Below are 11,009 nucleotides of genomic sequence, written 5' to 3' on the forward strand. Positions count from 1 at the left end.
TTACACACACACGGGCTCGCACACGCACGCGCGAGAGGTCGGACCGGGTAGAAACCTGCGAAACCTGCGGAAGTGAACGCAAGATATTGTCTTTAAAGGGTTTGCTGCTTGCAGGTTTCACGGGGGAAACCTGCAGAAGCCTGCCCAAACCTGTTCGACATCCGCGAAACGGAATGAAGGACGGAGACGTGACGGGTCGGAGGGGCGAACCGATGCCCCGAAATCGGCCACCGTCGCCGCGCGTGGTACGCGACGGGGCCCAAATCCGACGGCCTAGCCTGGTGTTGCGGGCCGGCTCAGCGGACGATCGTTTCGGCCACCTCCTGGTACGCCGCCGCCCGGTCGGAGCACTGGAGGCGGTACTGCTGGCGGCGGCAGTTGTCCGGGTCGCCGAGGCGGACCCGGTACTCGCCTTGCACCCGGTCCACCATTTTCGTGACGGCCCGGCCCAGCCGGCACCGCTGGCTCTGGACCGACCCGTCCCCGAGCACGCCGTCCAGGTACTTCCCCCGCACTGCCAGGTCGAACAGGGCGGCCACCCCGACGGCTTTGCCCTGGTGGGCGGCCCACCAGGCGTGCAGGAAGGCCGGCCAGTCGTCGGCCGGTTGCTGGGCGTCCCGGAACGTGTCGCGGTTGGCGAGTAGGCCGGGGACGCCGGCCACGTCCAGCACGCCGCCGACCACCTCCGCCCACGACTCGTACATGCCCATCGTCTGCGACCCCGGCGGCCGGCCCCGCGCGAGCCAGCCCTGGACGAGGGTGAGGACGGCGGCGACCAGTCGGCCGCGGTTCTCTCGCACCCACGCGAGCAAGTGCGGGTGGCGGAACCCGGTCCGCTCGGCCGGCCGCTCCACCCCGGCGTCCAGCCGGCACCACAGGGTCCGGCGGACGAGCTCCCGCGACAGGGCGACGTTGTTGCCGGTGCCGATCCACACGGCCCGGTTCCGGACCTGGACCATCTTCGACACGCCGAGCAGGCGGTCGGACCACGTCTCGGTCGTCAAGGCGGAGGCCAGGCTGCCGGAGTCGACGGCCTGGTTCAGGTTGTCCAGGACCAGGCACGGCCGCCCCTCGACCAGCGCCGCGGTGATCCGCTTCCGCCACTCGGCGTCGTTCTCGGCCTCGGGTATGGCCGGGGCGTCGCGGCCGAGGACGACCCACAACAGGACCTTCACCAAGAGCGTCTTGCCGGTGCCCTCGGTCGGGGCGTCGACCAGGTGGAGCGGCGTCGGGCCGGCGATCAGGTGGCGGGCGAAGGCCACCACGAGCACGGCCACGGCGTGGGCCCGGCCGGCCGCGTCGGCGAACGGGAAGTCGCCGAGGAGGTCGTCGAGGATCAACGCGCGGGCGGCGGCGATGTCGGCGGTAGTCGGGTGGACGGGGACGGGCGGGATGGCGAGGCCGCCGGCCGGGGCGTACCACAGCTGGCCGGCCGGGTGGTACCCGGGGGCGAGGGCGAGGGTGCCGTCGGGCAGGAACACGGGGGCCTCGACGACGGCCCGCAACTTGGGCACGGCCCAGTGCGGCAGGGTGGCGACGTCCTTGACGACCTCCATGGGCGGGGAGGCGTCGACGTGCTCGACGCCTTGGCCGCCGGTCCGCACCTCGTACCACCGGGCGGTGCGGGCCATGACGCCCTTGAGCGCACTGTCGGTCAGGGGCTCGAGCCGCCACGGGTCGTCGTCGTCCCCGGCCCGGACGCGGGTGAGGACGCCGCCGGCCTGGAAGATCACGGGCGGGTCGTTGACCGCGGCGAGGGCGGCCAAGGCGTCGCACGTGACGTCGGGCAGTTGTCGGTCGTTGACGATGATCGCCGGAAGGCGAGCCGGCCCGCCGCCGTCCGGGTCGTCGGGCGGGTCGTCCGGCGGGCCGTCGTCGCCCGCGGAATCGTCGTGCGGCGGTCCGCCCGCCGGCGGGGCGCTGGGGATCGGTCCCGCAGGTCCACGCCGAGTCGGGCCGTCGGCCGACGGCGGTAAGCCCTGCACTTCGTAGTGCCGGCGGCGGGGCGGGCCGATGGCCGCCTTGAACGCCTGCCACCCGCGGCCGGCGCACGAGTTGTGGAAGCACCGGGCGGACAGCCGGCCGTCCTCGGTCTGCATGACGCAGGCGTCCGGGTCGGCGTGGGCGGGGTCGAACGGGCACCGGGCGAGCACGTACACGGTCCGGCCGTGGGCGTCCGGCTCGGCCTTCACCCGGAACGCGACGCCGGCGTCGGTCAGCCACCCGGCGACGTTCAGCCGCCGGTCCCACCCGCCCGGGCCCGCGGATCGCGGGCCCGTCGGCCGAGCCGTCGCCGGCGGCGGGGGCGGCGCGTCCGGCCCGGCCACGGCGTCGAGCAGAGTCCGGTCGACGGCGACGAGGGCGTCCGGGACGTGCAGGAGGCGGCTGCGGCGGTGCGGCCGGTCGGGCGTGTCGTCCCCCTTCCGGGCCCACGTCCCCGGGACCTTGCAGATCCGGGCCGGGTTGTGGACCGTCCGGTCGACGTGGGCGTCCGCCGTGTCGAACCGCCCGGCCAGTGCGGCCAACACCCGCTTCACGAGGCCGCCGTCGTCGGCCGGCAGGTCCACGCGGTACAGGAGGTTGTACCCGTTGCCGCTGTCGGCCACGACGGGTTCCGGCCAGCCCCGGGCGTGGAGGTCGTCCCGGATGCGGAGCGCCAGGTCGGCGGCGTGCCGCTTCTCGGCGGCGGTGGCCGAGATGTTGGCCGGCCGCCGCGGGTCGAGGTCGACGAGCACCCACCGGCGGGCGAGGACGTCGGCGTCGCCCGCCGCGTCCCCCCGGGCCGCGCGAGCGGCCCGGTTGGCCCGCCGGGCGAGGAGGTCCGGGCGGACGGGGTTGAGCGTCCAGTACACGCCCTTGGCCGCCCGGTACCCGACGGCCGCCCGGGCGAGGTCGTCGAGGCGGTCGGCGGCGAAGTACCCGGTGCACGTGCACGTCCAGTCCCGCCGCTCGGCACGCCCAGGGCCCGGAGCTCGACGACCTGGTCCGGGGCGATGAGCGCCCGGCACCCGGCGGCGATCTGAGGGGCCTCGGCGGCCGGCGAAGTGTCCGCGGGCGGGGCGTCGAAGTCGATCGGGGTCAGGGGCGGAATGGAATCGGCCACAGGGTCACCGTGATGGTTCGGGACGTGGGTCACGTCCGGTGTGCCATCACGCGGTTGCCTTCGGCTCGGCGCGTGATCGAGGGGTCTATGAGTAAAGTTCGCAAAGCGTGGACGAAGTGGTGCGGGATTCTTCAAGAATCTCGCGCCTTGTGCCGCTCGAACGCCCGGCGGAGATCGCGGACCTGTCGTCGGAGCGTGTCCCGCGAAACGGCCCGCGCCCGGGCCGCCGCCGTAAATGATTCGGACTTCAGAAGTTCGGCGACGGCCCGGAGGTCTCCGGGGAGGCGGGCGAGGACCGCGGCCACGTCGAGGGCCCGGTCAATCGCCGGGATCGGGTCGCGGGGATCGACCAGGTGAATCTCGCCGACGTCTGGCAGGGACCGCACACTCGCCGTCCGCCTCGCCGCCGCCTGCCGGCGATGTAAGTCGACGACGACGCGGTCCACGACCAGGGCGATGAACGCCTCCAACGCGCCCCGCGAGGGGTCGAACGCCCGCCGGGTCGTCAGCAGCCGGAGGAGGACTTCCTGGGCGACATCGTCCCCGTCCCACGTGCGGAGGCGGCGGCGGGCGGCGAGGCGGCCGGCCAGCGCGCGGACGAGCCGGCGGGCGAACGCGGATTCCGTCAACGGTGCGGGCACGAGCGTGATCCTCCCGGCCGGTTCGGGACGAGCGAACCCGCACGGGTCCGCCCCCGCAACGCGGCCGGCGAAAGGGTCGGAAGGAAGGGGAAACGGCGGAGGGTTAGCTGACGAGCTCGGGGATTAGCATTCTGAAGGGCAAACCGTTCTTAATTTCGATCAGCTCGACGACGCCGTCGCCGATCCGGTCGAAGAGGTCGAACAGTTCGACGAGTTGGGCTTTCAACAGGAAGTGGCCGAGGGCCCGCTCGCGGCGGCATGTATTGTCGCCGCCGAGTTTGATCTCGCGGACGACCCGCGGGGGCGGGTCGAGGAGGACGGGTTCGCCGCCGAGGATGTGGAGGAAGTGGATGCGGCCGAAGTTGAGCTCCTGGAACAGCTCGACGAGCCGCCCGCGGGCCGGGGACAGGTCGGCCTTGGACACGAATTTCGTCATGGTGGGACCGGCGTCTTTGACGCGAACGCGAGTCGACGGGTCCCGGCGAGAGGAAGGCTTGGTCGACCGCGTGGTTCGCCGCCCCGAGGGCGGCGGGCTGGGTGGCTCGCCGGGCTGTGCCTTGTGCAACCAAGGCGAGACGTGGCGTGTCGCACCTGCGACATGGCGTGTCGCAAGCCAAAAAATTACGACGCCGTGGTCCAGACGGCCGACCACGTCGTCCCCGTCGGGGGCCGGTACGAGACGGTGTTGCCCAGGGTGAGGAACGGTTCCCGGAGGTGGGCTCCTAACGGCCGGTCTTCGTCGGCGATCATTGCCACGGCCCGCCGGATCGCCTTCCCGACCCGGTCCCGGACCCGGTGGACCGGGTCGGTCAGCTTCCGGACCTTCCCGCCGATCCGCGTCCCTTGTCGCAAGTACGCCTCGATCGCCGCCCGCCGGGCCCGGAGTTCGTCGACCACCTCCAGCCGGTCGGGGCCGTCGCCGGCGTACGTGTCCAAGAGGGTCGCGATCGTCCCCAGGGCGGCCCGCAACTCGTCCCGGGTCCGGCCGTCGAAGGCGTCGTCCGAGCCCAACCCCTCAGCGAACCCGGCCGCCCGCTCGGCGACGGCGATCAGCGTTCGGACGCGCTGACGGATCGCCGCCTGCCGGCCCCGCACGGCCGCGTCCAGGTCCTGGGTCGGGACGACCACGTCCGGGGTGCGGAGGACGTGGTCCAGGTACCAGAACCCGAGGTCGTCCGGGTAGAAGAGGCCCTCCCCGCCGGCGAACCGGATGAACCACCCCCGCCCCCGCCGGGCGATCACGTTCCGCGGCCCGGCCGGCGGCGACGGGAGCGGCGGGGCGGATTGCGGATCGACCACGAGCCGCACCAGGCAACTGGCGTCCAGGGACCGGTCGTCGAGCCGGGGCGCGGCCGCCGCCAGTCCCTGCCGGAGGACGGCCTGGACCTCCCGGGCGTGCTTCAGGTACAGGGCGTACACCCTCGCCGCGACCGCGGCCGGCGCGCCCGGGAACTCCGCCAGCACCCGGCCGACTTCGCCGTGCCGGCGGAAGAACCCGGCCGGGCCGTCCTGCCGCACTTCTTCCGCCCGGGCCAGGTACCCGGCCAGCGTGTGCCGGGCCTTGCCCTCGCCGCGGGGGCCGGTGAACAGGTCGACCTCGTACCGGCGGCCGGGGTCGTGCCCGGCCTGCCCGGCCGCGAGAACGCCGAACCGCCGGTCGACGCACTGCGAGCACGCGCCGCAGTGCGGGTGCTCGACCGTCCGCCCCCACGTCTCGACGCAACTCGACGAGAACTCGATCAGCGGCCCGCACCCGGCGGCCGCGATCCGCCGGACGACGTCCGCCTTCGTGTCCCACACGAACGGGTTCTCGACGGCGAACGGGCGGCCGGTCAGGAGGCCGAACAGCCGGGCGAACCCGTTCAGCACCCGCGGGTGGGTCGTCCGCGTCGCCCGGCCGCCGACGACCTGGGCGGACAGCGGGAGGTTGAGGCCGACCACGCCGTTCTCGTAGAACCAAACGCGGTCGTGGCCGACGAGTCTCGCCACGGCCGCGGCGACCGCGGCGTAGACGAACGACCGGGTCCGCTGGAGTGAACTCCGGCCGAGTTCCTTCTCCTTGTTCAGCCAGACGGGGATGTGGACCGGCCGGCACGCCCGCGCGTGGTCCCCCAGGCCGGCCAGCAGTTGGTGGTGCCGGCCGGACACCTTGGCGTTCGTCCGGTGGTTGACGAGGAGGACCTTGCGGCCGCGGACGACGGCCGCGTCAACCGCCCCGGCGAGCGAGTCCAGGCCGCCGGAGAACAGGGCGACCTCGTCGATCAGCCCGTCGTACGGGGCCCGGTCGAACCGGACCGTCCCTTGGAAGTCCGCGTCCGGGGCGAGCGGCCGGAAGTGGAACTCGTACTCGTCGTCGGACAGGAAGCCGAGGGTCGCGGTGAGCAGGTCGGTCACGGCCGCCGACCGCCAGACGTCCGGGTTGCGGACCGGGACGTGGTAGCAGAACCGCCGCCGCCACCCCGCGCCCAACTCGCCGTCCGCGGGTAGGCCGGGGCCGCCGCGGGGGACGGCCTGGTCGGCGGCGAACACGTACGCGGCGACCTCCATCAGGTCCCGGTCGACGGACGGGATTGGTTTCAGGAACGCCCGGTGGACCCGCTCGACGTCGAGGAACAGGTTGGCGTCGGTCCCGTCGCGGCGGGCCCCCAACCGGAGCGACACGTGGTCGACCGCCGGCCGGGCGTCCCGGCCGCAGTGGACGAGGGTGGTGTCAGGCATGGGCCGCGGCCTCCGCCTGGCGGGACAGGGCGTCGAGCATCTTCTTGAACCCGTAACTGGCGTAGTCGCTCGCCGCGGCCCGGTCGATCGGCCCGTCGAGGGTGACCCGAGTCTTGGAGAACCACTCGGCCGAGTACCGCTCGACGACCCGCGCGATCTCGTGGCAGTGGACGTGCAGGGCCGCCCGGAACGCCGCCTGGTCGGCCAGGGACGCGAACCGGCGGTTCGGGCCGACGTGGTCGGGGAGGGTGCGGTCGAGGACGTACCCGAGGGCCCGCTCGAAGAACCGGGCGTAGAAGTCGCGGGCCAGCTCGCCGACGTGCTTGGGCGTGGCCGCCCGGGCCAGGTGGTGCCGGGTGTCCTCCGCCGACGGGCCGAACAGGTTGTCCATTTGCCCGCCGACGTACGCCGTGAGGGCTTCGGCGATGGCGCACTGGGCCATCTCGCCGAGGTCGGTCCGGCCGCGGTTGCCGGGCGTCCGGGCGTCGACCTGGGCGGTCACGGCCGCGGCCAAGTCGAAGAGGTCGGGGGCGTCGCCGACGCCCAGCCCGAGGTCGCGAAGGGCGTCGCCGAAGTCGTCGGCCCGGGCCGCCCCGGGGATGCGGAGGAGGAGCCAAACGCTCTCGACGACGGCCGGGTCCCGGCCGGCGAAGCCGAGGCCGGCCCGGAGGGCCCGGAGGACGGCGTTGGCCACCTGCTCCGGGCCGGCCCCGAGGTGGATGAGGTGGACGATCTCTCGCCACGGCTTTGACAGGGACAGTGGCGGGGGCTCCTGGTGGCCCATGGCGGAGTACTCGAAGGTCGGAAGTGTGGAAGGTGGAAATGCTAAAAGACGGCCGACCGATGGCACGATGTCGGTAGTGAATTTTTGAACAGATTCCGACCGCGTCACGTTCGGTCGTGGTGGCGGTTCAACGCCCGCCACATCTTCCGCTGCCGCCCCCAGTCGAGCGTGGCCGCGATCGGCTGGAGTTCGCGGAGGAGGATCGGGTCGCGGCCGACCGTCGTCCGCGGCAAGAACAGCACCGCCTCCTGGATGTCCGGGGCGAGGCCCAACAGGTTCATGATCTGCGTCACCCGCGGCCGGCTCACCTGGCCCAGTTCCGCGAGGTCGGCGTACCGGTCGACCACGCCGTCGCGGATCAACTCGTCGCACCGGATGGCGAGGGCCATCCACCGGCTCACCCGCGGCACCCGGCCCGGTGGCTGGTCTCGCCGCGGGTCCGGGCCCGGCCGCACTTCCTTTCGCGCCCCCCGGCCCCGCCGGTCGACGTGCACGTCGCACTCCACGGTCAATACGCCGTTCTCGGTCATGCCCGCATCCCCTCGCGTTTGTCGGCCAGTTCCCGGGCGAGCGTCCGCACGCCGGCCGGGCGGAACCGGATGGTCACCTTCCCCCGCCCGCCGTCGTACCCGACCGCCTCCACCAGGAGGTTGACCACCCGGGCTTGTTCTCTAGGGTTGAGGGCCTCCCAGACGGGGTCGAACACGGACAGGGCGGTCGCCGCGTCGTCGTCGGCGATGAGGTTCCGGCCGACGGCCGCGAGTTGGTCGCGGACGGCCCGGCCGCGGCCCTCGACGGCCGCGATCTGCTCCTGGAGTTCGGCGAGGCGGCGGATGACCGGCTCGTTCCCGTTGCCGGGCCGCAGGAGGCCGGATAGGTGCCGGAGCTCCCCGTGCCACCCCCTCAGGTCGTGTTCCAACGCCTTCTGCTCCGTCGCGAGTTCCGCCGTCCGCGCCTCGTCCTGGGCCCGGGCCTGGCCCAACACCTCGGCCCGCAGCCGGACGTCGGTGCCGATGGCCCGGACCTGGCGGAGGAGGACCTGCTCGATCGCGTGGGCGGGGACGGACTTGGCCGGGCACGTCTTCCACCCCCTCTTCGCGGCCGCGGTGCACGTGTAGTACCGGTACGACTTGCTCCCCTTGGTCGTGCTCGTCGGGGACATGGCGGCGTCGCACGCCGTGCACCGGAGGACGCCTCGGAGCAACGCGGCGGGGCCGCCGCGGCTGACCCCGCCGCCCCGCCCGTTGCCGGCCAAGTGGGCCTGGACTCGCTGCCAGATGGCCGGGTCCACGATCGCCGCGTGCTCGCCGGCGTGGATTTCGTCCTTGTACCGGACCTTGCCGACGTACACGGGGTTGGTGAGCAGGCCGTACAGGGACGTGCGGGTGAACGGGCCGCCGCCCTTAAACCCGCCCTTCCGCAGCTCCCACCGCTTGTTGAGCCAGCCCCGCGACGCGAGTTCCTCGACGACGGGGAGGAGGGACCCGCGGTCCAGGTACAGGGCGTAGACGGCCCGGACGCGGTCGGCCTCGGCGTCGTTCACGCGGAGCTTGAAGCCCTGCGGGTCGACGTCGTACCCGAGGACGGGCCACCCGCCGGCCCACTTCCCCTTCCGCCGCGTCGCCGCGATCTTGTCCCGCGTCCGCTCGCTCACGATCTCCCGCTCGAACTGGGCGAACGAGAGGAGGACGTTGAGGACGAGCCGGCCCATCGAACTCGCCGTGTTGAACTGCTGGGTGACCGAGACGAACCCGACGTGATGCTGTTCGAACGTCCGCATCATCTCGGCGAAGTCGAGGAGGGACCGGGACAGGCGGTCGACCTTGTACACGACGACGCAGTCGACCCGACCGGCGGCGATGTCGTGGAGGAGGCGGCGGAGGCCGGGGCGGTCGGTATTGCCGCCGGTGAACCCGCCGTCGTCGTACCTCTCGGCGAGGCACGTCCACCCCTCGCCGACCTGACTGCGGACGTACGCCTCGCCGGCCTCCCGCTGGGCGTCGAGGGAGTTGAACTCCTGCTTGAGCCCCTCCTCGCTCGATTTACGGGTGTAGATGGCGCACCGGACGACGGGCAGGGTGTCGGCCGGGGCCTTCGCTCGCTTCGTCATGCGTCACCGCCCTTCGTGAGCCGGAAGAACAGGTACCCGTTGCAGTGGCTGCCGGTGACCGCCTTGGCGACGGCGGAGAGGGACGGGTAGACGAGGCCGGCGTGCTCGAACCCGTGGGTGAGGACGCGGACCTGAAGCGTCTGGCCCTTGTACGCGCGGGTGAGGACGGACCCGGGCGGGGGCAGCCGGCGGTCGGCCGGGAAGGGGAGCGTCTTCATCTCCGGCTCGGCCGGGGCCGCCGGCGGCGCGGGCGTCGGTCGCTTCGCCGGGATGGTCGTGCGGAGCTCGGCCCGGGCGGCCAGTTCGGCCGCCCGGGCGCGGGCCCGGTCGGTCAGTCCGCCGTGGGCGTTGGCCTGGACCTTCCAGGCGATCCGCTTGACCAGCCACGCCTTGTTCCGCGCCTGCGTCTCGTCGCCGAAGACGTCGGCGTACCGGCGTTGCAGGTCCTTGACCGTCAGCCGGGGCAGGGCCGCGAGTTGTTGCGCGATCGTGGGACTGGGGTCCATCGGGGAGTCTCCTGGGTCGTGTGGAATGGGGCCGTCTCCGGTCCGTTAACCGGTGTGGACAGTGAGCCACGTGTCGGGCGGGACCGCAACGGCAGAATCGCGGGATTCTGCGACTATCTGCGTGGCAGAAGTCTGGTGTGGCGTGAGGGCGGCCTTGTCCCGGAGACGGATGAGGCCGCGAGCGAGGATGGCGGCGAGTTCGGTGAGCCGGTCGTCGGGGGTGAGGAGGGCGGGGTCGAGGTCGGGTCGCACGGGAACCTCCGGGTGGATGATTCCAGCGACCTCCGCGACGCGGCCGGCGAGCTGACGGGGGCGCGAACGGCCCCCTATCTATTTACTTCGCGAAACGCGGACGAGATGAACCAAAAAAGGACCCAATTTCTCGACATCGTTCTCCTACGAATGAATTGAAGCGTCGGCGTCGTTGGTGTTGAGGTTAGAAGCGGTCAGTGTAGGTCAACTGATGGACTCTTTTCTGATCGCGTAGTGCGACTGGAGGCGATCAAGAACTTCCCCATGGTTGGCCTCTAACTGCGCCGGCGTCCACTCGGAGTTCTGCAAAACCCGTAATGAATTCGGGCACGTCGTGATGCTCTTGCTAAAATAACGGGCTTTCTGCGTTGAGTAATCTGCTCGCCCTTGGGCAGAAAATTCTTCTTCGCACTGATGAGGACGAGGTTCCTCAGGCGATCGGCCCATTCTTCCCGAAAGCCGTCATCGGAATCCTTCCGCCAGCTGCTGTCCGCGGCCGGGTTTTGAGACAACACGTGATCCACGGACAACGTTTCAGAGGACATTTTGTGAGAGTGGTCTTGGTCGAGGTAGTCAAGCTTCATCAAGAAGTAGCGGGTAAACATTCGCCCATAGACGGCCCCGTCCACCGCCCCAGGAACGACTGTGCGTCGTAATGAAAGCACGGGTCGGACAACACAGCCTCCGGGTCCCGCGAGTGTTCCACCAGCCGGATGACGTTTGCCATGTTCTCGATTCTATGCGTCGAAGTTCCGCTCGGCCTACACCTGGGTCACGCCGGCCCCGGCGTGGCCGAGGAGCACCTGTGCGGCCTCCAGCCCGAACACCTTCCGCACCTCCGTCCCCTGTAGGTGCCGGAGCTAATTTGGTGCCCACGCCGGGACCAAGTCGACCT

Annotated in this window: 11 protein-coding genes; 1 reads left to right on the forward strand and 10 read right to left on the reverse strand. The window is 71.7% G+C overall.

Annotated features, from left to right (window positions below; translation table 11 throughout):
- Positions 1–296 precede the first annotated feature (296 nt).
- The 10 genes from PX52LOC_RS22585 to PX52LOC_RS44020 form a co-directional block, all read right to left on the reverse strand.
- The gene (locus PX52LOC_RS22585; protein ID WP_149112217.1) at positions 297–2,852 is read right to left on the reverse strand and encodes a hypothetical protein; all 2,556 of its coding nucleotides are present in this window, start codon (positions 2,850–2,852) and stop codon (positions 297–299) included.
- A gap of 382 nt (positions 2,853–3,234) precedes the next feature.
- The gene (locus PX52LOC_RS22595) at positions 3,235–3,744 is read right to left on the reverse strand and encodes a sigma factor (RefSeq protein WP_149112218.1); all 510 of its coding nucleotides are present in this window, start codon (positions 3,742–3,744) and stop codon (positions 3,235–3,237) included.
- Positions 3,745–3,847: 103 nt separating this feature from the next.
- A complete protein-coding gene (locus PX52LOC_RS22600; protein WP_149112219.1) occupies positions 3,848–4,180 on the reverse strand; it encodes a hypothetical protein in 333 nt (110 codons plus the stop codon).
- A 185-nt stretch (positions 4,181–4,365) separates the two neighbouring features.
- Entirely contained in the window at positions 4,366–6,462 is a 2,097-nt protein-coding gene (locus tag PX52LOC_RS22605; protein ID WP_149112220.1) for an adenine nucleotide alpha hydrolase family protein, read from the reverse strand.
- Positions 6,455–7,246, reverse strand: a complete 792-nt coding sequence (locus tag PX52LOC_RS22610) for a hypothetical protein (RefSeq protein ID WP_149112221.1) — start codon at positions 7,244–7,246, stop codon at positions 6,455–6,457. The genes PX52LOC_RS22605 and PX52LOC_RS22610 overlap by 8 nt, the downstream gene beginning before the upstream one ends.
- A gap of 104 nt (positions 7,247–7,350) precedes the next feature.
- Positions 7,351–7,776, reverse strand: coding sequence for a hypothetical protein (locus tag PX52LOC_RS22615; protein ID WP_149112222.1), 426 nt, complete (start codon positions 7,774–7,776; stop codon positions 7,351–7,353).
- Positions 7,773–9,356 (reverse strand): recombinase family protein, encoded by a 1,584-nt coding sequence (locus tag PX52LOC_RS22620; RefSeq protein ID WP_149112223.1) that lies wholly within the window; start codon positions 9,354–9,356, stop codon positions 7,773–7,775. The genes PX52LOC_RS22615 and PX52LOC_RS22620 overlap by 4 nt, the downstream gene beginning before the upstream one ends.
- Positions 9,353–9,862, reverse strand: a complete 510-nt coding sequence (locus PX52LOC_RS22625) for a DUF2924 domain-containing protein (RefSeq protein WP_149112224.1) — start codon at positions 9,860–9,862, stop codon at positions 9,353–9,355. The genes PX52LOC_RS22620 and PX52LOC_RS22625 overlap by 4 nt, the downstream gene beginning before the upstream one ends.
- A gap of 45 nt (positions 9,863–9,907) precedes the next feature.
- The gene (locus PX52LOC_RS22630; RefSeq protein WP_149112225.1) at positions 9,908–10,114 is read right to left on the reverse strand and encodes a hypothetical protein; all 207 of its coding nucleotides are present in this window, start codon (positions 10,112–10,114) and stop codon (positions 9,908–9,910) included.
- A gap of 275 nt (positions 10,115–10,389) precedes the next feature.
- The gene (locus PX52LOC_RS44020) at positions 10,390–10,719 is read right to left on the reverse strand and encodes a GmrSD restriction endonuclease domain-containing protein (RefSeq protein WP_149112226.1); all 330 of its coding nucleotides are present in this window, start codon (positions 10,717–10,719) and stop codon (positions 10,390–10,392) included.
- Between the two features lie 120 nt (positions 10,720–10,839).
- Between PX52LOC_RS44020 and PX52LOC_RS43415 the strand changes: the two genes are divergently transcribed.
- Positions 10,840–10,965: a hypothetical protein gene (locus PX52LOC_RS43415; protein WP_261345033.1), complete on the forward strand. Its 126-nt coding sequence runs from the start codon at positions 10,840–10,842 to the stop codon at positions 10,963–10,965.
- The last annotated feature ends 44 nt before the right edge of the window (positions 10,966–11,009 follow it).

The sequence above is a fragment of the Limnoglobus roseus genome (assembly GCF_008254045.1).
Lineage (GTDB): Bacteria > Planctomycetota > Planctomycetia > Gemmatales > Gemmataceae > Limnoglobus > Limnoglobus roseus.

Bases quoted from the DNA above. Each gene is read 5' to 3' on its own strand.
- PX52LOC_RS22600 (WP_149112219.1), bottom strand. From the start codon at position 4,180: ATGACGAAATTCGTGTCCAAGGCCGACCTGTCCCCGGCCCGCGGGCGG.
- PX52LOC_RS22605 (WP_149112220.1), bottom strand. From the start codon at position 6,462: ATGCCTGACACCACCCTCGTCCACTGCGGCCGGGACGCCCGGCCGGCG.
- PX52LOC_RS22610 (WP_149112221.1), bottom strand. From the start codon at position 7,246: ATGGGCCACCAGGAGCCCCCGCCACTGTCCCTGTCAAAGCCGTGGCGA.
- PX52LOC_RS22615 (WP_149112222.1), bottom strand. From the start codon at position 7,776: ATGACCGAGAACGGCGTATTGACCGTGGAGTGCGACGTGCACGTCGAC.
- PX52LOC_RS22620 (WP_149112223.1), bottom strand. From the start codon at position 9,356: ATGACGAAGCGAGCGAAGGCCCCGGCCGACACCCTGCCCGTCGTCCGG.
- PX52LOC_RS22625 (WP_149112224.1), bottom strand. From the start codon at position 9,862: ATGGACCCCAGTCCCACGATCGCGCAACAACTCGCGGCCCTGCCCCGG.
- PX52LOC_RS44020 (WP_149112226.1), bottom strand. From the start codon at position 10,719: ATGTTTACCCGCTACTTCTTGATGAAGCTTGACTACCTCGACCAAGAC.
- PX52LOC_RS43415 (WP_261345033.1), top strand. From the start codon at position 10,840: ATGTTCTCGATTCTATGCGTCGAAGTTCCGCTCGGCCTACACCTGGGT.